The sequence below is a fragment of the Actinomycetota bacterium genome, from assembly GCA_004297305.1.
GTDB lineage: Bacteria > Actinomycetota > Actinomycetes > S36-B12 > FW305-bin1 > FW305-bin1.
On the sequence record SCTR01000008.1, the window covers coordinates 1 to 21,211 of the forward strand.

Consider the following 21,211-nt stretch of genomic DNA (forward strand, 5'->3'; position numbering starts at 1 on the left):
GGCCCGGGTCCGCCGCCTCGACCGGCAACTGGCCGCCTGGTCCGCCCGGGGCGGCCGGCTGGTCTGGACCGTACACAACGTCGCGCCGCACGAACGTCGCTTCCCGGCCGCCGAGGATGCCCTCGCCGACCTGCTGGCCGGTCGCAGCGACCTCGTCCACGTCTTCTGCGACACCACGGTCGGCGACGTCCCCGCGCTGGCCGCCGTACCACCCGACCGGATCCTCGCGGTCCCGCATGCCAGCTACGTGGGCTGGTACCCGGACTCCGTCGACCCGGCGACCGCGCGAGGACTGCTGGGGCTGCCGGCCGACAAGGTCGTCGTCGGGCTCGTCGGCGCGCTTCGCCCCTACAAGGGGATCGACACGCTCGTCGATGCGCTCGACGAGCCCGGCTTGGCCGACGTCCACGTCCTGGTGTCCGGCCGACGCGGTCGTACGGCGCTGCCGGAACTGTCCGCCCAGCTGGAGGCGGCCCACGCTCACCCCCGGGTGCACGTGCGGTCCGGCTACGTACCGGCCGGCGAGCTGGCCGTCCACCTCAAGGCCTGCGACCTCGCGGTCTTCCCGTACCGCCGGACCCTGTCCAGCGGCGCGGTCCTGGCCGCGTTGAGCTTCGGTACCCCGGTCGTCGCGCCCGCGCAGGGGTGCATCCCGGACGCCGTGGACGAGTCGTGCGCGCAGCTGTACGACGCCGACCGGCCCGGCGCGTTCGCCGAGGCGCTCGCGGTGGCGGTACGCCGGCTGACCGATCCCGCGGCGCGCCACGCGGCGCGGGCCGCCGCCGACCGCCGGCCGGCCACGGCGATGTCCCAGGCGTTTCTCGGCTCGGTGTTCGCCGGCCGGGGGACAACGCCCGGCTAGAGTGGCGGCCCATGGTCAAGGCCCTCCGCGAGCGCATCGCCCTGCGGCTGCAGTCCCGTCGCGCCCCAGCCGCCAGCGGCCGGTGGGAGCCGTTGCCCGTGGTGGAGCGGGACATCCCCGACGTCCCCGGCGGAGCGGCGGCGCTGGCGACGCAGCGGTTGCGGCCCGGGTGGATCACCCCGCAGATGGCATCGCGCCTGCTGGACCCGCCCGGCACGGACACCCGCCGGGTCCTGCTGCTGCACGTGCCGAAGACCGGTGGGTCGTCGCTGCGGGGGATGTTCGCCGCGCACGTGCCGGGAGACCAGACGTTCCTGTCCACCGGCGAACACCAGTGGATGACGGCATCGGCGGAACTCTGCCGGCAATACCGGCTGTTCGTCGGCCATAACTTCCTCGAGCCGCTCTACCTACTGCCGGACGCGGACTGGGTCACCGTGCTGCCGCTGCGCGAACCGGTGTCCTGGTGGGAGAGCCGCTACAAGTACCTGCGCCGCCGCCTGCAGGACGCCGGCAAGGACGGCAAGATCCTGACCCAGACCATGGACCAGTGGGTTGCCGACCAGACCGACGAGTTCCTGTCGAATCCGCAGGCATCCTGGCTGGTCACCCGGATGCGGCTGATGTTCGACAGCCCGCTGGCGCCCGCGGGCCAGATCGCCCGCTCCGGGCTGGCGCTGCTGGACGACATGGGCCGCGCCGTGCCGATGCTCGCGGCGCTGGTGGCCCGGGTGACCGTGATCGGCACGACCGACGACATCCTGGGCATCTACCAGCGCACCTGTGCGGTCATGGGATGGCAGAGCGCCCGTGACAATGCCATGCAGCGCAACCGGTCCTCGGTGGCCGACGACCTGCTCGACCTGTCCGACGGCCAGCGCGACCGGCTCTACTCGCTGAACGTCGTGGACTCGTGGCTGTACGGCGTCGCGGCCGCGGCGAACGCCCCGACGACGGGCGCCGCGACCGCCAACGCCACGACGACCGCCAACGCCACGACGTCCCCGGCTGGCGGTGCCGCGGCCGTGGACCTCACCACCGTGCCGCCGGGCGGGCCGGCGGCACCCTCGGCTACGGACGGTGCCTGATGGCGATCTCGCGTGCCGAGGTGCGCCGTACCGTCCTCGACCTCGTCGACCGGTCCCCGGCGCCGGTCCGCGCCACCGTGCTGGGTGCCCGGGCCCGGGTCAACGACCGCCGGGCCGGTCGGCGCCGGACCCGGCGTGCCCCGCTGGCGCTGCAGGGCCAGATGCTGCGGCCCGGCTGGGTCACCGAGAGCCTCCAGCCGCGGCTGAGCGGAGCGCCGGACGTCGCCCGCCCCCGGATCCTCTATCTGCACGTGCCCAAGACCGGCGGTACCTCGATGGCCGCGATGCTCGGGGCGCACGTTCCTGCCGAGCAGATCTTCACGGCCAGTGGGAATTACGAGTGGACGTCGCGGTCGGTGGAAGAGCTACGCGGCTACCGGCTTTTCGTCGGGCACAACTTCCTGGAGCCGCTGTACCAGTTCCCCACCGACGAGTGGGTGAGCGTGCTGACCGTTCGCGACCCGGTCGACTGGTGGACCAGCTACTACAAGTACAACCGCCGGCGGCTGCCCACGATGGGTCGCGGCGACGACCCGATGATGTCCATGACGCTCGACCAGTGGCTGGCAGGCCGTAGCGACGAGATGTTGTCCAACCCGCAGTCGTCGTGGCTGCTGTCGCGGGCCCGGCTGATGTTCGACAGCCTCGTCCCCCCGGCCACCGGCCTGGTCGGCACCGGCGAGCGGTTGCAGCACGACCCCGGTGCGGCCGCCGCGTTGCTGCAGCGGCTGGTCGCCGGAGTGGACGTCGCCGGTGTGACCGACGAGCTGTTCGACGTGTACTGCCGGGTGTGTGCGTTGCTGGGGTGGCAGCCGCAACGCGAGCAGGCGTTGCGCCGCAACACGTCCCCGGCCGACGACGACCTCGTCGCGATCTCCCCGGCGCAGGCACGGCGGCTGCGGCGGCTGACCGCGATGGACTCCTGGCTGGTCGACCTGGTCCGCGCCCACGCCTCGCGCCGGCCCGCCCCGGCGCGCCCACCCGTCCCGGCGTCGTGACGGCGCGGATCCGGCATGCCCGCCGGATCGCCGCGGCGGGCAGACGGGGACTGCGGGTCGCCCGGTCCGCCCGGCCCGGTCAGCGCGACGCGCTCGTCGCGTCCGGTTTGGTCGATCTCGACTGGTGTGAGGCCGTCACCGGCATCGCTCAGCCCCACGCCCGGGCCGCGGCGACCGCCGCGGTGCACGCCAGCACGCGGGAGTACCTGCTGCGCGGGGACTTTCCCGCCAGTTCGGTCAGCCCGCTGTTCGTCCCCGCCTGGTGTTCGCGGGCCGCCGGCCGCGAACCGCGGCCGCCCGACCCGACGGTGCGGTACGTGACGACCGGCGGTTTCCTGGTGCGGCCCAACCCCGGACCGTCGCCGCTGTTCTCCGACGTCGAGTTCCTGCGAACCCGCGCAGGCACCCCGGTCCCGCCGCTGGCACGGTTCCTGCACGAGGCCGCCGCCGACCCGTCGGTGCCGCTGCCGCTGTCCTGGCAGGCCCCCGGTCCGGCGACGTGGCCGGCGGTGCGCACGGCGATGATCGCCGCGGCACGGCAGCGCCGGACCGACGCCGGTCTCACCGCCGAGCGGGTCGCCACGACGTACGACGAGGATCTCGCCGCTACGACCGTCGCTCGCGCACTGGCCCGGCCGCTGCCGCCTCCCGGGGACCGGCCCTGGGTCAGCATCGTCATGCCGGTCCGCAACCGGCCGGTGCAGGTGGCCGAGGCCATCGCGTCGATCCAGGCCCAGACGCTGCCGGACTGGGAGCTGGTCGTCGTCGACGACGGTTCCACGGACACCACGGCCGATGTGGTCGCCGGCATCGCGGCGACGGACCCGCGGATCCGGTTGGCGCGCACCGCCGGTGGCGGGGTGTCGGCTGCCCGCAACGCAGGCCTGGTCTCCGCCCGCGGCCGGTACGTGGCGTTCCTGGACTCCGACAACACGTGGCGGCCCCAGTTCCTGCAGGTCATGCTCACCACGATGGAGACCGACGGGCTCGGCGTGGCGTACAGCGGGGTCCGGATGCACGGCCCGGCCGGCATCCGGTACCGGTTCTTCACCGGCGGACTCGACCACCTGCTCGTGCGCAACCACGTCGACCTGAACGCCCTGGTCGTGCGGGCCGACGTGCTCGCCGCCACCGGTGGCGACTTCGACGAATCGTTGCGGCGCTGCGTGGATCACGACCTGGTCATCCGGCTGGCCCGTCAGCAGCAACCGGTCCTCGTCCCGTTCGTCGGGGTGGAGTACGCCGAGGACGGCGCCGACCGGATCACCGGCCGGGAGACCTTCGGCTGGCTGTGGACCGTGCTCGGCAAACACCTGATCGACTGGGCGGCGCTGCGATCCGGTGTGCTGCAACGGGTCGCCGGCCGGGTGTCGGTGCTGGCACCGTCGATCCCCGATGTGCGGGTCACGTTGCGGAACCTGCGCGCCCTGCTGGACACGCTGCCGCCGACGGCCGACGCCGAGATCGTGGTGGTGGACAACGGATCCGAGCCCGCGCTGGCCGGCCAGCTGGCCGGCATGGCGGCGGCCGATCCGCGGATCGTGTTGGTGTCCCGCCCCGTCAACGGCCATTTCGCCCTCGGGGTCGACCTGGCGCTGGCGGCGAGCACCGGCGAGTACGTCGTCGCGGTCCGCGGCGACGTCGAGGTCGCGCCGGGATGGTGGCCGCCGCTGCTGGACGCGCTCGCCGACCCGGCCGTGGTCGCGGCGCAGGCCCTGCTCTGCGACGCCGACGGCACCGTGGCCGCAGCGGGTTTCGCCTTCACCGGACCCGACCGTCTGCCGGTGCCCATCCTGGCCGGCCACGCCACCGCCGATGTGGGAGCCAACGTCGTCGAGGTGCCGGCGCTGGCGGCCGGGGTGATCGCGATGCGGGCCGCCGACCTCGTCGCCGTCGACGGCCTGGAGCCGCGGTTCACCGGTGGCTGGGAGGACGTCGACCTCAGCCTGCGGATCCGCCGGCGCTGGCCCGACCGGCGACTGGTCGTGGTCCCGGCGGCCGTGGCCAACCGCGACGACGGCGCCCGGCAGGCCGGCGGCTACGGGCATCCCGAGGCCACGCGCGTGCTGCTGGACCGGCACGGACCGGCACTGCCGGACTTCGATCCGGCACCCTGGCAGCGCGCCGGGTTCACCGCGACGTGCGAGGCCGGGGTCGTCCGGGTGGACCGCGCCGTACGCCGTACCCCGGCGGTGGCCGCCGCCAGCCGGCCATCGCTGCGATGGGCGATCAAGATCGCCGCACCGGCCGGGCCCGGCGGCGACAGCTGGGGCGACACGTATTTCGCCGCGCATCTCGCCGACGCGCTGCGCGACCTGGGGCAGGACGTCATCGTGGACCGGCGGCAGTCCTTCGACCGCGAATCCGGTCAGCACGACGACGTGGTGCTGGTCATCCGCGGCCTTGTCCGGTACCGGCCGAAACCCGGTCAGCTCAGCCTGCTGTGGGTCATCAGCCACCCGGACCTGGTGCAGCGCAGTGAACTTCGCGAGTACGACCACGTGTTCGCCGCGTCGTTGCCCTGGGCCCGGCGGACCGCGGGGACCGTCGCGGTGCCGGTGGAGGCGCTGCTGCAGGCCACCGATCCCGACCGGTTCCACCCGGGCCTCGCCGCGCCGGACTCCGGTGACGCCGTGCTGTTCGTCGGGGACTCACGCGACCAGGACCGGCGGATCATCGCCGACGCGGTCGCCGCCGGCGTCGACCTGTCGGTGTACGGCCCGAACTGGGGCGGCCGGCTGGACCCGCGCTGGTGGAAGGCGCCGTACCTGGACAACGCCGCGCTGGGAGCGGCGTACCGCGCGGCCGGCGTCGTCCTCAACGACCACTGGGAGGACATGGCCCGCGAGGGTTTCCTGTCCAACCGGCTGTTCGACGCCACGGCCGCCGGCGGGCGGGTCATCAGCGACCCGGTCGACGGTATCGACGAGGTCTTCGACGGTTTGGTCCGTGGCTACCGGTCGCCGGCGGAGCTGGCGGCGTGGGCGGCCGATCCCGCGGCGGCGTTCCCGTCGGAGGCTCGGGTGCAGCAGATCTCGCGGCGCATCCGGGCTGAACACTCCTTCGCCGCCCGCGCCGCGCGGCTCCTGGACGTCGCTACTGCGTTGTGGGACAAGCGTTCGGTCTGAACACCGGCTGCTCAGTCGCCGATCAGGCCGCCGACGCTCTCGGCGAAGTTCGGGTCGCGGTCACGGTTCTCGTACGCCTCGAGCACTTCCTCGACCTCGCCCTGCATGAGGATCTTGCCCTGGTTCAGCCAGACGCCCCGGTTGCAGTTCTCCCGGATCGACGTCAGGGCGTGGCTGACGATGATGACGGTGCCGGCTTCGTCGCGCAGTTCCTCGATCCGTTCCTGGCTGCGCCGCTGGAAGTTCGCGTCACCGGTCGACAATGCCTCGTCGATCAGCAGGATCTCGTGGGTGACGCTGGCCGCGATGGCGAACCGCAGTCGGGCGGCCATCCCCGACGAGTAGGTGTTCATCGGCAGCGAGACGAAGCGACCGATGCCGGAGAAGTCCACGATCGACTGGAAGCGTTCGTCGATCTCCTCCGGGCTCATGCCCATCGCCAGGCATCCCAGGACGATGTTGCGTTCGCCGGACAGGTCGTTCATCAGGGCGGCGTTCACCCCGAGCAGCGACGGCCGCGCCGAGGTGTAGACCTTGCCGTCGGTCGCCGACAGCAGCCCGGCGATCGCCAGCAGCATCGTCGACTTGCCCGAGCCGTTGCTGCCCACCAATCCGATCACGTCGCCATGCCGGGCGACCAGGTCCACGCCCCGCAACGCCCGGACCTGCTGGGTGCCGTGGGTGGCCGACCGCCGGAAACGCTCCGGCAGAAGGGATCGGCGACCGCCGGCCATCGCGTTCGCGACGCGCTTCTCCCCGCGGACCTGGTACGTCACGTGCAGGTCGTCGAGGATGATCGACGGCCGTGCCGCGGGGTCGGCCCGTCGTACGCCGGACTCCAGCGTGCCGGTGGCCGGTTCGGCCACGGCCGCAACCGGTTGCGGATCGGCGCCGCCGGGGACGGGCTCAGCTGCGGCCATAGCGTTCCTCGGCGCGGTAGAAGAACCAGAAGCCTCCGGCCAGGGCGAAGATCGCCCAGCCGGCCCCGGCCCACCAGGCCCACGGCTGCGACACCTCGCTGTACATCAGGCAGTCGCGGACGAGGCTGATGTAGGTAGCCATTGGGTTCGCCTCCAGCAACCAGTTGAGGTTGTGCGGGAGGCGATCGCTCACCATCGTGACGCTGAAGAAGACGCCGCTGATGTACATCCAGATCCGGATGATGAAGGGCAGGACCTGGTTGATGTCGCGGACCTGCGCGACCAGCCGGGACAGGAACAGCGCCAAGCCGAGATTGAACATCGTGAGCAACGTGATGGCAGGCACGACCAGCAACCAGTTCCAGGTGAGCGGCTCCCGCATCAGCAGCACGATGGCCGCCATCACCGCCAGCGAGATGAGGAAGTCGCGGAACAGCACGACCACGGCGGCGACCGGCAGCGTCGCGCGGGGGAAGTGCAGCGCGCGGATCAGGCCGGTGTTGCTGGTGATCGCCGTTGCGCCCGAACCGGTGCAGCGGGTCGTGAAGCCGAACACGAACACGCCGATGACCAGGAACGCGGGGAAGTTCGGGATGTCGCGCGAGGTCTGCAGCAGGACGCCGAAGATCAAGTAGTAGATCGCCGCGGACAGGATGGGGTTCAGGACGAACCACACCGGTCCGAGGCGGTTCTCCGAGTACTGGGTACGCCGGCGCGCCGACGCCAGCGACGAGACGAAGTGCCGGCGCTGCCACAGCGCGGCCAGGTAGCGGGGCAGCGACAGCGGAGCGTCCGCCGCGCCCAGGCCGTTGGCAGCGGCCAGCTCGGCGGCCGAGCCGGCACCGTCCCATCGGGACGCCGGTGCCGGGGCGGCCGGCCCTGGCTGCTGCACCGTGCTCGCCACGCGTCCTCGCTCGCCTCAGGTGGCCCGCGGCGCCTGTGCGCCGGTCGGGGACTCCCAGCCGGGAGCCGCGGGACATCCTCGCATCCTGGCCGAGCCGGGTGAGCGATCCCGCGCTCCGGCGCTCGAGGCGTCCGTCGGCATACCGCGCCGGTCGTGGCCCCGGCTCGGCACGAGGCGGACCTAGGATCTGCCCCGATGTCCCTGCGCCCGCGCGTCGCCACCGTGGTGGTGCACCACAGTCAGCCGGCCGACACGCTGCGGGCGGTCGGGTCGGCGCAGGATGCCGACTATCCGTCCCAGGTGGTACTGGTCGTCGACAACGGTCCGGACGCGGGCGTCGGGTCGCCGTTGGCGGACTCGCTCGACCCGACCGTGACGTACCTGCCGGCGCCGTCCAATCTCGGGTTCGCCGGCGGCGTCGGTCTGGCGGCCTCCGTTGCCGCCCAACGGTTCGGCGTGGACTACCTGTGGCTGCTCAACCCCGATGCGGTCGCCGAGCCCGCGGCGCTCGGCTGGCTGGTCACCACGGCCGACGCCGTGCCGGACGCCGCGATCGTCGGGTCGCGGCTGCTGGACGGTCCCGGTCCCGACGCGCCGATCGCGTACGACGGCGCGGTGGTGGACCCGGTCACCGGCGCGACGCGCCACCTCGGGCGGGGAGTGCCGGCCAGCCAGCGGCCCGCCCGCGGCCACCTCGACACCGACTACGCCAACGGCGCCTCGATGCTCGTCCGGGTCGGGGCCATGGCGGTGCTCGGCCCGCTGCCGACGGAGTACTTCCTCTACTTCGAGGAGACCGACTACGCGCTGCAGGCCCGGCGGCGCGGCTTCCGGGTGCTGCTGGAACCGCGATCCCGGGTCCACCATCTGCGGCGGTCGGTGACCGACATCCCGACCGCCACCTTCGTCTACTACATGATCCGCAACCGCGACCTGTTCGCCCGCCGCTGGGGTTTCGTGCCGGACCCGGCCGCCCCGCAGCCGACCGACGTGTTCGTGGCCAGTGCGCGGGAACGGATCGCGGTCGCCCGGCCGGACGAGTTGCTCGCCTTCGACGCGCTGGTGGCGCAGGCCCGGGCCGACGGCGCTGCCGGGCGTAGCGGTCGCAGCGACGTGCCGACCTCGGTGGGCTGGCAGTGACGGCCCCCGACCAGCCGGCCCAGCCCGACCAGCCGGCTCCGCCGGATCCGGCCCCGGGCGGCGACCAGCCGGGACCCGGGACGGTGGGTGTGCCCGATCCGGCGCAGGACGCCGTACGCCGCCGGCTCGCCCGGACGCAGGCGGAGGTCGCGGCGCTGCGGCAGGGCCGGCGGCCCGGGCTCCTCGGGCGGCTGCGGGGGCGGGGGCTACGGGGGAGCCGCGCGTACCGGGTGACCGTCGGCACGGCCACCTCCGACCCGGTGGTCCGGCGGTTGCGGTTGTCTCCGGCCGAGGTCGCGGCACTGCGATCCATGGGACCCGGCGAGCTCGCGCGGGAGGTCCAGCAGCGGGTGCTGCGGCGGTCCAGGGCCTACCGCGGCGCGGAGTCCGCCGCCCACAACGCGGCCGAACTCGGTACTCAGACGTGGCGCGCGCTGCGCACCCTGCGCTCGCGCGGGCGCGGTGACCTGGTGCCCGAGCCCTTCACCGACCTCCCCGAGTCGCCGCTGGCCGCGCAGTACCGGGCGCTGGTCGGCGAGCGGCAGCAGCCGACGGCAGGTACTCGCTCGGTCGCGTTCTGCGTGTCCAGTACCGACCTGGACAGCGGGCGGGGTGACCTGTACGTCGCCGCCGGACTGGCCCGCGCGTTGCGCCGCCTCGGCTGGCGTACCGCACTGCACCCGGTGGACGCCTGGGACCTGGTCGCCGAAGGCACCGACGTGGTGGTGGCCATGGTGCCGGCCGTCGACCCGGCGGCGCTGCCGGCGACCGCGGTTCGCGTCGCGTGGGCCCGCTCGGATATCGGCGGCTGGCTGGAGCAGCCCTCGGCTCTGCTGTGGGATCGCTGGTTGGCGGCCTCCGAGGTGTTCGCCGCGCAGTTGACCGCGGCGACCGGACGCGATGTCGACGTCCTGCCGATCGCCGCGGACCCGGAGTTGTTCGCGTGTCCCGAGGGCGATGCCGAGGCCGGTGCCCGGCTCGGCGCGGTCGGCACGGCCAACGACTTCGGCAGCGGCCGGCAGTTGCTGCAGTGGCTGGCCGACCGGCCACCCCGGCTGCCGTTGGCGTTGTTCGGTGAGCGCCGCGGCGCCGGCCGCCGCGAGCTGCGGGGGTACGACGCGGGCCGGGTCGGCTTCCTGCAGCTGCCGGCGGCGTACGCCCGGGCCCGGCTGGTGCTCGACGATCAACTGCCGGTCGCCCGGGAGGTCGGCAGCCTCAACTCGCGGATCTACGAGTCGATCTGCGCCGGCGCCCTGCCGCTGACCAACTCCCGGCTCGCGCTGACCGGGTCGGGCCTGGAGGCGGTCCCGGTCTACACCAACGCCGCGTCGCTGGCCGCCCTGCTCGGGGAGTTCGGCACGGGCGACCGCGCCGGCGAGCTGGCAGGCCAGCTGCGCGAGGTGGTGCTCGACCGCCACACCTACGACGTGCGTGCTGCCCGGTTCACCGAGCTGGTCGCCTGCTGGTCGCCGGTGGCCCGGCCCGCGGTCCGCCTGGCGTTCTGGCCGGACGAGCGGGCCAGCAACCCCTACCAGGACCTGATCTACGCCGCTGCCGCCGACCTCGGCGTGGTGGTCGCACCGCTGCGGGACCTCGCCGACAGCTCCCGGTCGGTGCTGGCCGACCCGGCCGCGGCCGGGCCTCGGGTGCTGCACCTGCACTGGACCCACCGGGTGCTGCAGGGTGCGGTGTCGGCCGTGGACGTCCAGCAGCGGGTCCTCGCGCTCGACGCCGCGTTGTCGGGTTGGCGGGCTGGCGGCGGCCGGGTGGCGTGGACGGTGCACAACGCCACCCCCCACGAGGCGCACGACCCGGCGGCGGAGCAGCGGGTGCTCGACGTGGTCGCCTCGCACGCCGATCTCGTGCACGTCATGTGCCACGACAGCGCGCGCGAGGTGGCCGCCCGGTACGGCGTGCCGCCGGACCGCCTCGTGGTGGTCGAGCATCCGTCGTACCTCGGCTACTACCCCGACGCGGTGTCGCGGCGGCGAGCGCGGGCGAGCTTCGGGCTGACCGGGGACGAGCCGGTGGTGGTGCTGTTCGGCGTGCTGCGCGGGTACAAGGGCGCCGACGACCTGCTCGACGCGCTGGACGATCCGCGGGTCGCCGCGACCGGCCTGCGGGCGCTGGTCGTCGGCCGGCCGCTGCGGGCCGGTGGGATGGCCGAGACGTTGCGCCGGCTGAGTGCTCATCCGCGGGTGACGACGCGCTGGGAATTCGTCGACCACGACGACGTCGCGCGTTGCTACAAGGCCGCCGATGCCGCGGTCCTGCCCTACCGGCGGGCGCTGAACAGCGGTTCGGCGCTGGCGGCGCTCGGCTTCGGCACTCCTGTGGTCGCCCCGGCACTCGGCTGCCTTCCCGCGGTGGTGACCGCGGAGTGCGGGGTCCTCTACGACCCCACGGCCCCCGGCGCGCTCGCGCAGGCCCTGACGACGGTGCCGGAACTGCGGTCGGCGGCGGTCCGCCGCGCCGCTCGGGAGCGGGCCGAACAGTTCGCGGCCGCAGCGGTGTCGCGCCGACTGCTCGAGCGCATCGCCGCGCTGTAACCCGAACCGTCTACTGGACCTTAAGCCTGCGGAGGCGGCGGCTCGGATACCGGACATCCTGGGTCTGAGGTTCAAGCTTCGGGGCGCCACGGCCGACGTAGCCACGGACAGGGAAGCGACCGCGGCTCACCCGTACGGCGTAAGCCGCCAGCCGCGCGACGACCAGGACGGCGGTGGCACGTGAACTGGCAGCCCGACGGATCCGCGGACCGGCGCCCCAGCCGGTGGGCCCGCGCCGGCAGCGTCGCGCTGGCCGCCGCTGTCGCCGGTGCGGCGGCCCTCGTGCCTGGGACGACGGCGGCCGCGGCCAGCGTCCCCGCCACGTTCACCGTGGCCGGGGCGGGTTGGGGGCACGGCGTCGGACTGTCGCAGTACGGCGCCCTCGGTATGGCGCGGGAGGGCTTCACCGCCACCGACATCCTCACCCACTACTACTCGAACACCGCCGTCCAATCCGTCGACGACAGCACCGACATCCGGGTCAACCTGCTGCACCAGGCGTCCAGCGCGACGGTGCAGGCGCGCAGCGGCGGCAACGTCAAGGTTCAGGTGATGTCGGGGGACGCCGTCACCGCCGAACTGGTCGCGGGTCCCGGTACCACGTTCGGACTCGGGGTCGGCGGGGCGACCGTGACGGCCACGCAGCGGAACAGCGGCCAGACCGCCGCCGGCAGCCGGCTGCGGATCTACTGGGAAGGCACCCGCTTCGCGGCGGCGGCCGGCCTGGGCGGCACCAGCACCGACGTCGCGGTCGCCGGACCGGGCCAGACCCTCGGGTCGGCGCCGGCGTACCGCTACGGCTGGCTGGACGTGCAGCCGGTGTCCGGTGCGCTCGAGGTCGTCAACGTGGTACGGGTGCATGACGAATACCTCTACGGCCTGGCCGAAGTGCCGTCGTCGTGGCCGCTGGCAGCACTGCAGGCGCAGATCATCGCCGGCCGGTCGTACGCGCTGGCGCAGGTCGCGTTGGGCACGACCTCGTCGTGCCGCTGCCACGTCGACGACGGCGGCGGCCCGTACTACGACCAGACGTTCACCGGTACCGGAAAACTGAACGAGGGCGCGTGGGGCGCGGTGTGGCGCAACGCCGTGGACTCCACCGGAAGCCTGGCCGTGACGTACGGCGGAACGCCGATCATGGCGTACTACTCGTCCTCGACCGGTGGTCGTACCCAGAACAGCGAGGACGTCTGGACCACCGCGCTGCCCTGGGCTCGTTCGGTCGACGACCACTGGAGCATCGCGCCGTCGGTGAACCCGGGCGGGGTGTGGTCGGTGAACGTCGGGCAGGCCGCGATGGCGACCGCCTTCGGGCTGCCCGACGTCGCCTCGGTCACGGTGAGCGCCCGGTACGTCAGCGGTGCCGCGCAGACGGTGACCGCGGTCTCCAGCACCGGTCGTACGGCGTCTATCGCCGGTTCGACCTTGCAGGGCAAGCTATCGCTGCGCTCGACCGCGGTGAGCACGGTCGTCCCGGCCGGTCAGCAGGCCGGGGTGCCCGTGCCCGCCTCCTCCGCTCCGATCAGCGCCGGGCTGCCGGTGCTGGCCAGCGGCAGCACCGGCGACGCCGTCCGGGTCCTGCAGGCCCGGCTCGGGGTCTCGGTCACCGGAACCTTCGCGAGCAAGACCAAGGCGGCGGTCAAGAAGGCGCAGCGCGCTCACGGTCTGAAGCGCACCGGCGTCGTGGACGCGGCCACCTGGAAGGCGCTCGGTATCACCCGGTGGCCGGCCGTGGTGGTCGGGGCGGCACCCCCCGGCCTGAAGCAGGGCGATGCCGGACCGGTGGTGTCGTTGCTGCAGAAGAAACTCAAGGTGAAGCCGCGCTCCGGCTGGTTCGGTCCCACGACGACGGCCAAGGTCAAGGCGTTCCAGCGGTCCCACAAACTGAAGGCGACCGGCAAAGTCACCAAGGCGACGTGGACCGCCCTGAAAGTGACCCGCCTCTAACGCTCCCGCCCTCAGAGGTGCCGGCCCAGGGGTGCCAGCCCAGGGGTGCAGCCCAGGGGTGCCGGACGCTCCGTTCCCGGGGGGCGTCGCCCCAGTGTTGCGCGCCTTTTGGTTGCAATGTCGGCCTGGATTGGCCTCCTGAAGAACCGTACGGCGCGCAACACCGGTACCCAACGGTTGCCGTACGCCGGTACCCCACGTCGTACGCCGGTACGCCAACGTCGTACGTCGGTGCCCGTCGGTGCGGACGCGGTCGCGGTTAGATCGCGGCGCCGGCGGCGGTGGCTTCGGGTACCTCGATCAGGCGGCCGGTCGTGACGTCGTAGATGTAGCCGTAGATCGGGATCGACTTGGGTACCAACGGGTGTGACCGGATGCGCGCCACGTCGTCCACGACACTGGTGGCGTTGTCGGTGATGGTCAGCCAGTCGATGTAGCGCCCCTCCGCGGAGCCGGGCCCGGTCCCGACGTCGGAGAACCCGTCCGGGCCGAGCACGGCCGTCTCCAGGCTGCTGGCCAACAGTCCACGGATGGTGTCGTCGGTGAAGAACTCCATCCCGCAGTTGCTGTGGTGGATGACGAACCATTCCCGGGTGCCCAGCAGTTTGTACGAGATCACCAGCGACCGGATCGCGTCGTCGCTGGCCCGGCCGCCGGCGTTGCGGATCACGTGGGCGTCGCCTTCGCTGAGACCGGCGTACTTCGCCGGATCCAGCCGGGCGTCCATGCAGGTCAGGATGGCGAACCGGCGTGCCGGCGGCAGCGCCAGGTCGCCCTTGCTGCCGAAACTGGCGGCGTACGCGTCGTTTGCGTCGAGCACCTCGGGTAGGACCGACATGCGGGTTTCCTTCCTTGCTTGGCGCACCCCGGATACGGCGGGGGCGGCTGTCCTCACCAACACTACAGGGAAAGTGTGGAAAATGACAGACGTCACCGCCGCTGACATCTCCCAGCCGTCAGGCCGTACCCCGCAGACTGACGCCGATCGCGGACCGTGGCGGGCGGAAGCGGTAGCCGACCCCGCGGATGGTCTCGATCGCGTCGCGGTGCACGCCGAGTTTTCGGCGCAGCCGGGTGATGTGAACATCGACGGTGCGGCTGCCTGAGGCTGCGTCGTAGCCCCAGACCCGGTCGGCGAGCTGGTCTCGCGAAAAGACCCGCAGCGGATGACTGGCCAGGTGGGCGAGCAGGTCGAATTCCAGTCGTGTCAGGTCGAGGACCCGCTGCCCGGCGACCGCGACGCGGTAGTCGCCGTCGACCCATACCGGGCTGGATATGCCTGTGGCTGAAGGAGTGTCGTCCAGCTGTGCCGAACTGACACCGCTGCTGCTCGGGGTGTCGATTGCGGTCCTGGGGGTGTCGAAGTCGATGGTGGTCGCAGCGACCGGCGCGGTGCGCCAGAACGTGCGGATGTCGTCGTACGGCATGACTAACCTCGCGGGGGGACTGTCAGCCGGAAGCGCCGGCTGAGCACACGATCAGGGGACAGTTCCGCGACGCCGTGGGCCACAGGCTCTCGCCGGCGTCGGCCGGGCCGGATCAGGTCAGCAACAGCGAGCGCTGGCGTGCCGGACCAGGGCGAGGTGGACGCAGACCACCTGGCGAACCCCGGACCAGACCATGCGCGATGGTCTCCCGTTCGCATCGTGATTGTCAAAGAAGCTGTCGCACTGCGTGTCAGGAGCACCATCTGTCAGGGCACTGCGTGTCAGGGGCACTGCGTCTCGGCCCCACCGATTGTCACGGGCACCGTTTGTCACGGGCACCGTTTGTCAAAGGGCGTGCCCCACGTCGGCCGGACGGGTGTCAGTCACCGTGACATCTCACGGCCTGAGGCGGAGCGGATCGGGCGGCGTACCAGCGCCGGCTGAGTCCGAGGGCAAACTCCACGTCATGGACCGAGGATCGTCTCCGCGTGTTCGGTCCGGGCCACCTCGGACAGCCGGGAGACGGCGGTCGCCGGATCGCCTGCCGCGACCAGCACGACCGAACCGCTCACGGCGATCGGTACGGCGAGCGCGGCCAACAGGCCGTCGGCGGTGTCCGGGCCGCGGGCGGTCAACAGCCGCCCACCGACCGGCAGCCCGCTGCGCTCGGCGAGTTCCCGTGCGGCCGTGAGCGTCTCTCGCTGGCTCAGTGCGGTGCCATCGGGCAGCACGAGGGCGACGTCGTCGGCCGTGGCGTCCGGGCCGGGGGTGAACACGTCGCCGTGGGCACGGGCTTCCAGGGCGTGATCGAGCACACCGGGCGGCAGCGCAGCGTCGAACGGCATCCCGAACGGCCGCAGCGACACCGCGAGGGTGTCAGGCGCGCGACCGGCGAGGTCGAGGTCGGCCGGACCGACGACGAGCACGTCGGCATCGAAGCCGTCGCTGCCGACCGCCAGCGTCGCGCCGAGTTGGAGGCACGCCCCCCACACCACGGTCAGCTGCCAGTGCAGCGGAAGTCGTACGCCGACCGCGGCGCCGCGCTGCAGGCCGAGCCCGTCGCGCAGCAGGTTCGCGGTCTTGGCCACGGCGTTGTCGTACGACGCGACCGACAGTTCGGCCCGCTCGCCGCTGGTCTGGTCGTAGAACGTCACGAACGGCAGCGGCCGGTCGTGACGCAGTCGCGTCCGCAGCTGGGCCGAAAGGGTGTCGCCGGTCACCGAGCGGACGCTACCGCCCGGCAACACCGGCGTGCCGTATGGCACCGTGACCCGGTGACCGAAGCCGTTCTTCTCGTGGGAGGGCAGGGCACACGCCTGCGCCCGCTCACGATCTCCACGCCCAAGCCGATGCTGCCGGTCGCCGGAGTGCCGTTCACGACGCACCAGATCCTGCGTGCTCGCGACGCCGGTGTGACCCGGGTGGTGCTCGGTACGGCGTACAAGGCGGAGGTGTTCCGCGACCACTACGGCGACGGTCGCGACCTCGGCGTCGAGCTGGTGTACGTGACCGAGGAGCATCCGCTCGGTACGGGCGGAGCGATCCGCAACGTGGCCGATCACCTGCTGTCCGGCCCCGACGACCCGGTCCTGGTCTTCAACGGCGACGTGCTGAGCGGCCTGGACATCGGCGGCCTCCTGAAGCACCACGCCGACACCGGATCCCAGGTTTCGCTCTATCTGACCCAGGTGCCCGACCCTCGGGCATTCGGCTTGGTACCGACTGACGAATCCGGTCGGGTGTCGGCGTTCCTGGAGAAGCCGCAAACGCCTGCCGAGATCGTCACCGACCAGATCAACGCCGGCTGCTACGTCTTCCGCCGCAAGGTGATCGACGAGATACCGCACGGTCGCCCGGTGTCGGTGGAGCGCGAGACGTTCCCCGGCCTGCTGGAATCCGGGGCGCTGCTCACCGGCCGCGTCGATCCCGGCTACTGGCTGGACCTGGGGACGCCGCTGGCGTTCGTCCGAGGTTCCTGCGATCTGGTGCTCGGCCACGCGCCGTCCCCGGCCGTGCCCGGGCCGACCGGGGAGTTCCTCGTCTTGCCTGGCGCCGAGGTGGCCGACGACGCAGTCCTGCGGGGCGGCACCGTCGTCGGTGCCGGCGCGACGGTGGGCGCCGGTGCCGTGGTCGACGGTTCGGTGTTGTTCGACTCCGCCGTGGTCGAGGCCGGCGCAACCGTGCGCGGCAGCATCGTGGGCCGCGCCGCGACGGTGGGACCGGGCACCCACCTCGACGGGGTCGTGGTGGGTGACGGCGCCGTCCTCGGTGCCGGCAACGAACTGCTGACCGGCGCCCGGGTCTGGCCCGGCGTCGCCCTGGGCGACACCACGATCCGCTTCTCGTCCGACCGCTGACCCAGGCGCCGGTCAGGCGTCGCAGGGCGCTGCCGCTCTCCGGTCGGCCGACGGCAGACGCGCCGGACGGTCGGCGACCGCTCCGCGGTCACGCCGTCCCCGAGTCGGACCGTCCCGCAGGTCAGGGGGTGTTGGGCTCGGGGGAGTCGGTCGAGGGGTACGCGGCGAAGAAGTTGGCCAGCGCCTCGCCGCTGACCTGACCGCACAGCAGCCGGTGGCCCTGCGAGGCGCCCCACCGGGACGCGGCGACGTGAACGCCGTCGCCGAGCGCGCCGTACGCCGGATCCCACGCCGAGACGATGACCTTGCGGGTGGTGTTGTCCGCCTTGAAGCGGGTCGCGAGGTCCTGCAGCGCCTGGACCTGGTCGGCCGGCACCGTGTCGTCGTACCAGATCACCAGGTAGCCGTGTTCGAGGTTGTGGACGAGGTTCTCCATGGCCGGCCGGTCAGCGGCGGTGTAGAAGGACCGGTTGACGTCGGCCCAGACCGGGAAGTGCTGCCCGGACGTCGGCGGGACGGTCGCGTACTGCACCTTGGTCACGTTGGGCTGCGACGTCCCCGGACCGACGTGGTCGCCGCTGCCGGCCACCGCATCGGTCGTCGCCGGCTGGCAGGACGCCACGGCGGCGGCCACACCGAACGAGGCGGGGTCCTGCGCCCGTGGCGAGCTGGCCTGCTCGGCGCGGATCGCGAACACCGCACCGACGATCAGCGCAACCCCGACGACGGCGGCCGTCCCGGTGATCAGCAGGGTGCGCTTGCGCTGGCGGGCCTTCTCCTCGCGCCGCAAGGCCTCGATCTTGTCGCGACGGTTCACGCCGCCGGCCTTCCGGGCGTCCTTGCCCACCTCGCGCCTCCTGTCATCGGCGTCCGCCCGCACTGGCCACTCGCCGGGATCACCGTAGACGGTCGTCTCAGCGACGCCGCCTATCAGGGACGTCGCGTCGCCGTACGGGGTTCCGGCGTACCGTGCGCCGGTGGCCCCCAGCGTGACCCGGCGGTGGCGGCCCGGCCGGCAGGTCGACGTGGCCACGACGCTGGGAACCCTGCGTCGTGGCTCCGGCGACCCGACCACGGCCCGGACCCCCGACGGCGCCTGGTGGCGGACCACCCGGACCCCGGACGGGCCGGCGACGCAGGTGCTGCGGGTGGACCGGGCTGCTGCGGACGTCGTGTCGCAGTCCTGGGGTCCGGGCGCCGACTGGGTCGCCGACGGGGTACCCGGCCTGCTCGGCGCCGGCGACGACCCGGCCGGCTTCGACCCCGGTGACGTCGAGTTCCTGCAGCGCGCGTGGCGCCGGCACGGCCCGGGCTGGCGCGTGCCGCGGACCGAGCGGGCACTCGAGGCGCTGGTCGCCGCGGTCATCGAACAGAAGGTGACCGGGAAGGAGGCGTGGCGCACCTGGCGGTCGCTGTTGCGGCTGGCCGGCGAGCCGGCACCCGGGCCGGCACCGGCAGGGATGCTGGTGTTCCCGACCCCGGACCGGTTGCGGCAGATCAACTCCTGGCAGTGGCACCAGGTCGGGCTGGAAGCGGTTCGGGTCCGCTCGGTGGTGGCTGCGGCGGTGGCCGCACCCGCGGTCGAAGCGTGCGCGTCGCTGCCGGGTCCGCTCGCCCGGCAACGCCTGCAGGCGCTTCCCGGCGTCGGCGTGTGGACGGCCGCCGAGGTCGCCGTGCGAGCCTTCGGAGACGCAGACGCGGTGTCGTACGGCGACTACCACGTCGCCCGCGACGTCGTGCGCGCGTTCACCGGACGCGACGACGGCACCGATGCGGACCTGGCCGAGGTGCTCGCGCCGTACGCCGGGCACCGCTACCGCGTGCAGCGCATGGTGGAACTGGCCGGCGTACGCCGAGAACGTCACGGGCCGCGCGCCGTAGTGCGCGACTACCGCCGGATCTGACCGGGCCTAGCCGGACTGGCGGGCCGACGAGTTGGCTCGCGCGCCGCCCACGCCTCCCGAGCGGCGCGGTCTGCCGGGGCCATGGCTGCCTTGACGCGCCCACGGTGTCCGGCCGGGTAGTACCGGCGACGTCGACGTTCCAACGACACGACATACCACCAGGCGGGGGTGCGATTCGACTTCGCTCGGTTGTGGCTGCGGCACAGGGCCTGGCCGTTGCTGACGACAGTGTCGCCGCCGCGGGACCATGGATAGATGTGGTCGACTTCTTCGGCTGTGGATTGACACCGTCCCCACGCCATCAGGAGCGGTGCTTCACAGCGGTTGCCGGCGTGTGCGAGCACCACGCGGCGCGCGTCGAACCTGAACGTGCGCCAGGGATCAAGGCGTCGGAAGAACCTCGGTCCCCGACCGGGAAGCGGCATCCGCAGAATGAGAAGCAGCAAGCCGACCACGACGGCGTACGGCAGTACGGGGCGGACACCGCCGATGATGCCCTCGAGTATTGCGCCCCAGTCGGTCCCGGCCGCCGCCCCCGTCGTCACGTCGACGACTGTATTGACGTCTCACCCGCTGGTCAGTGGCAGTTCACCCCTTCAGCGGACCGGCCGACCGGTCGGCGCGGGTCAGATGATGCGGACCATGGGGTCGGGGTCCGGGACGGGCCGGGCGCCCGGCGGCTCGGCGGGGTAGCCCACCGCAACGGCGCCGAGCGGCTGCCAGCTGTCCGGTACGGCGAGGACGTCCGCGACGACGTCCGGGCAGAAGACCGTGGAGGACACCCACGCTGCGCCCAACCCGGCCGCCGCCAGCGCGAGCAGCAGGTTCTGCACCGCCGCGCCGCCGGCGAGCAGGAACAGATCCCGTTCGAAGCCGCGGCGCCGCTCGTCCGGATACGGGTGCGCCGCGCCGTCGAGGGCGAGGAACGGCAGGACGAGCGCCGGCGCTCGCCGCAGCACGTCACCGCGCGACAGCCGCCGGGCCACCGCCGATTCGTCGAACGCGTCGATCGCGCGCAGGTCGGCCGCCCAGCGGGCCGCCATGGCGTCCAGCAGTTCGGTTCGCGCCGTAGGCGAGTCCAGCACGACGAACCGCGTCGGGGCGCTGTGGTGCGGAGCCGGCGCGGTCAGCGCCGCGGAAATCCCTTCCAGCAGAAGCGATTGTGGCACCGGCTCGTCGGTCCACCGGCGGACCGTGCGACGGTGGTACGGCGCCTGCCGACGGCCGAGTGCCTCGGCCTCCGCCGTACCGAGGGCGAACAGGTCGTCGGCCGCGTCGCGGACCAGGGCGCGCGCGCCGGGACCGTCCGGTCCGCCGACGCCACTCATGCCGCGCACGACGGCCGCGGGCACTGCCCCGAGTTTGCCCTTGACCAGATCGGCAGCGGCGGCCAGCTCGTCGGCGACGCTGATCACGGTGGCCTGCAACGGGTTCCCGTAGCTGTCGGTGGTTCCCCGGAGGTCCAGCAGGGGGTCGAGGCCGGCGAGGCCGATCGCGTTGTCGGTGAGTCCCTGCCGCCAGGGCCGGCCCATGGTGTCGGTGACGATGACCGCCACGTCGGCGCCGAGTGCACTGCGCAGCCCGGCCCGCAGCCGCCGCGCCGACGCGTCCGGGTCGACCGGCAGCAGGACGACGGTCCCCGCGGCGACGTTGCTCGCGTCGACTCCGGCGGCGGCCAGCACCAGGCCGTGCCGGGTCGTGGTGATCCGCAGCGTGCCGTGCTCGGTGGTGCGGGAGGCGACGACCCGAACCGACTCGGCGTCGATCGCCGCTTCGCGGTCGGTGCCAGCCACGATCCGGCCCTCGGCCTTGCTCACCACTTTGCTGGTCACCACGACGACGTCGCCGTCGCGGACGCCGGCGCTGCCGTCCGGCCAGGCGACGGACGGCAGCGCAACAGCCAGCAGCGCGGCCAGATCGTCACCCGGACGCACTTCGGGCAGCCCGGCCACGCCGACCAGTTGCAGGGGCGCGGCCGGCATCGAGG

At 72.9% G+C, this 21,211-nt stretch carries 17 protein-coding genes; 9 read left to right on the forward strand and 8 right to left on the reverse strand.

Features of this window, described 5'->3' with window-relative positions:
• From EPO13_07780 to EPO13_07795, 4 genes are all read left to right on the forward strand, one after another.
• On the forward strand, window positions 1-862 hold an 862-nt coding region (locus EPO13_07780; protein ID TAK69108.1), incomplete at its 5' end, for a glycosyltransferase.
• 11 nt (window positions 863-873) lie between these two features.
• Window positions 874-1,950: a hypothetical protein gene (locus EPO13_07785; GenBank protein ID TAK69109.1), complete on the forward strand. Its 1,077-nt coding sequence runs from the start codon at window positions 874-876 to the stop codon at window positions 1,948-1,950.
• Entirely contained in the window at window positions 1,950-2,948 is a 999-nt protein-coding gene (locus tag EPO13_07790) for a hypothetical protein (GenBank protein TAK69110.1), read from the forward strand. Before EPO13_07785 ends, EPO13_07790 begins: the two co-directional genes overlap by 1 nt.
• On the forward strand, window positions 2,945-6,076 hold the full coding sequence (locus EPO13_07795; GenBank protein ID TAK69111.1) for a glycosyltransferase: 3,132 nt from the start codon (window positions 2,945-2,947) through the stop codon (window positions 6,074-6,076). The genes EPO13_07790 and EPO13_07795 overlap by 4 nt, the downstream gene beginning before the upstream one ends.
• Window positions 6,077-6,087: 11 nt before the next feature.
• On the opposite strand, the gene EPO13_07800 is transcribed toward EPO13_07795, so the two are convergent.
• On the reverse strand, window positions 6,088-6,996 hold the full coding sequence (locus EPO13_07800) for an ABC transporter ATP-binding protein (protein ID TAK69112.1): 909 nt from the start codon (window positions 6,994-6,996) through the stop codon (window positions 6,088-6,090).
• Window positions 6,983-7,888 carry an ABC transporter permease gene (locus tag EPO13_07805; GenBank protein TAK69227.1) on the reverse strand — a complete coding sequence of 302 codons (906 nt, stop codon included), beginning with the start codon at window positions 7,886-7,888 and terminating at the stop codon, window positions 6,983-6,985. Before EPO13_07805 ends, EPO13_07800 begins: the two co-directional genes overlap by 14 nt.
• A gap of 207 nt (window positions 7,889-8,095) precedes the next feature.
• On the opposite strand from EPO13_07805, the gene EPO13_07810 reads away from it, so the two are divergent.
• The 3 genes from EPO13_07810 to EPO13_07820 all read left to right on the forward strand — a co-directional run bounded on the left by EPO13_07810 (window position 8,096) and on the right by EPO13_07820 (window position 13,536).
• The gene (locus EPO13_07810; GenBank protein TAK69113.1) at window positions 8,096-9,040 is read left to right on the forward strand and encodes a glycosyltransferase family 2 protein; all 945 of its coding nucleotides are present in this window, start codon (window positions 8,096-8,098) and stop codon (window positions 9,038-9,040) included.
• Window positions 9,037-11,589: a glycosyltransferase gene (locus EPO13_07815; GenBank protein ID TAK69114.1), complete on the forward strand. Its 2,553-nt coding sequence runs from the start codon at window positions 9,037-9,039 to the stop codon at window positions 11,587-11,589. Before EPO13_07810 ends, EPO13_07815 begins: the two co-directional genes overlap by 4 nt.
• 180 nt (window positions 11,590-11,769) lie before the next feature.
• Entirely contained in the window at window positions 11,770-13,536 is a 1,767-nt protein-coding gene (locus EPO13_07820) for a SpoIID/LytB domain-containing protein (GenBank protein TAK69115.1), read from the forward strand.
• A gap of 259 nt (window positions 13,537-13,795) precedes the next feature.
• Here the strand turns inward: EPO13_07820 and EPO13_07825 are convergent, their stop codons facing one another.
• The 3 genes from EPO13_07825 to EPO13_07835 all read right to left on the reverse strand — a co-directional run bounded on the left by EPO13_07825 (window position 13,796) and on the right by EPO13_07835 (window position 16,348).
• On the reverse strand, window positions 13,796-14,374 hold the full coding sequence (locus EPO13_07825; GenBank protein ID TAK69116.1) for a carbonic anhydrase: 579 nt from the start codon (window positions 14,372-14,374) through the stop codon (window positions 13,796-13,798).
• A gap of 118 nt (window positions 14,375-14,492) precedes the next feature.
• Window positions 14,493-14,963, reverse strand: a complete 471-nt coding sequence (locus EPO13_07830; protein TAK69117.1) for a winged helix family transcriptional regulator — start codon at window positions 14,961-14,963, stop codon at window positions 14,493-14,495.
• 464 nt (window positions 14,964-15,427) lie between these two features.
• On the reverse strand, window positions 15,428-16,348 hold the full coding sequence (locus tag EPO13_07835) for a TIGR03089 family protein (protein ID TAK69118.1): 921 nt from the start codon (window positions 16,346-16,348) through the stop codon (window positions 15,428-15,430).
• Here EPO13_07835 and EPO13_07840 point away from each other — a divergent pair.
• Window positions 16,238-17,320, forward strand: a complete 1,083-nt coding sequence (locus tag EPO13_07840; protein ID TAK69119.1) for an NDP-sugar synthase — start codon at window positions 16,238-16,240, stop codon at window positions 17,318-17,320. The two genes, EPO13_07835 and EPO13_07840, sit on opposite strands and share 111 nt — an antisense overlap.
• 121 nt (window positions 17,321-17,441) lie before the next feature.
• Here EPO13_07840 and EPO13_07845 read toward each other — a convergent pair whose 3' ends face one another.
• Window positions 17,442-18,395 (reverse strand): DUF3105 domain-containing protein, encoded by a 954-nt coding sequence (locus tag EPO13_07845; protein TAK69120.1) that lies wholly within the window; start codon window positions 18,393-18,395, stop codon window positions 17,442-17,444.
• Between EPO13_07845 and EPO13_07850 the strand changes: the two genes are divergently transcribed.
• Window positions 18,298-19,224 carry a DNA-3-methyladenine glycosylase 2 family protein gene (locus tag EPO13_07850; protein ID TAK69121.1) on the forward strand — a complete coding sequence of 309 codons (927 nt, stop codon included), beginning with the start codon at window positions 18,298-18,300 and terminating at the stop codon, window positions 19,222-19,224. The genes EPO13_07845 and EPO13_07850 overlap by 98 nt on opposite strands.
• On the opposite strand, the gene EPO13_07855 is transcribed toward EPO13_07850, so the two are convergent.
• The gene (locus EPO13_07855) at window positions 19,209-19,769 is read right to left on the reverse strand and encodes an HNH endonuclease (GenBank protein TAK69122.1); all 561 of its coding nucleotides are present in this window, start codon (window positions 19,767-19,769) and stop codon (window positions 19,209-19,211) included. The genes EPO13_07850 and EPO13_07855 overlap by 16 nt on opposite strands.
• An 81-nt stretch (window positions 19,770-19,850) precedes the next feature.
• Complete coding sequence (locus EPO13_07860) at window positions 19,851-21,206, reverse strand: coenzyme F420-0:L-glutamate ligase (protein TAK69123.1); 1,356 nt, start codon at window positions 21,204-21,206, stop codon at window positions 19,851-19,853.
• Between the last annotated feature and the right edge of the window lie 5 nt (window positions 21,207-21,211).

Bases quoted from the DNA above. Each gene is read 5' to 3' on its own strand.
- EPO13_07785 (TAK69109.1), top strand. From the start codon at position 874: ATGGTCAAGGCCCTCCGCGAGCGCATCGCCCTGCGGCTGCAGTCCCGT.
- EPO13_07790 (TAK69110.1), top strand. From the start codon at position 1,950: ATGGCGATCTCGCGTGCCGAGGTGCGCCGTACCGTCCTCGACCTCGTC.
- EPO13_07800 (TAK69112.1), bottom strand. From the start codon at position 6,996: ATGGCCGCAGCTGAGCCCGTCCCCGGCGGCGCCGATCCGCAACCGGTT.
- EPO13_07810 (TAK69113.1), top strand. From the start codon at position 8,096: ATGTCCCTGCGCCCGCGCGTCGCCACCGTGGTGGTGCACCACAGTCAG.
- EPO13_07825 (TAK69116.1), bottom strand. From the start codon at position 14,374: ATGTCGGTCCTACCCGAGGTGCTCGACGCAAACGACGCGTACGCCGCC.
- EPO13_07830 (TAK69117.1), bottom strand. From the start codon at position 14,963: ATGCCGTACGACGACATCCGCACGTTCTGGCGCACCGCGCCGGTCGCT.
- EPO13_07860 (TAK69123.1), bottom strand. From the start codon at position 21,206: ATGCCGGCCGCGCCCCTGCAACTGGTCGGCGTGGCCGGGCTGCCCGAA.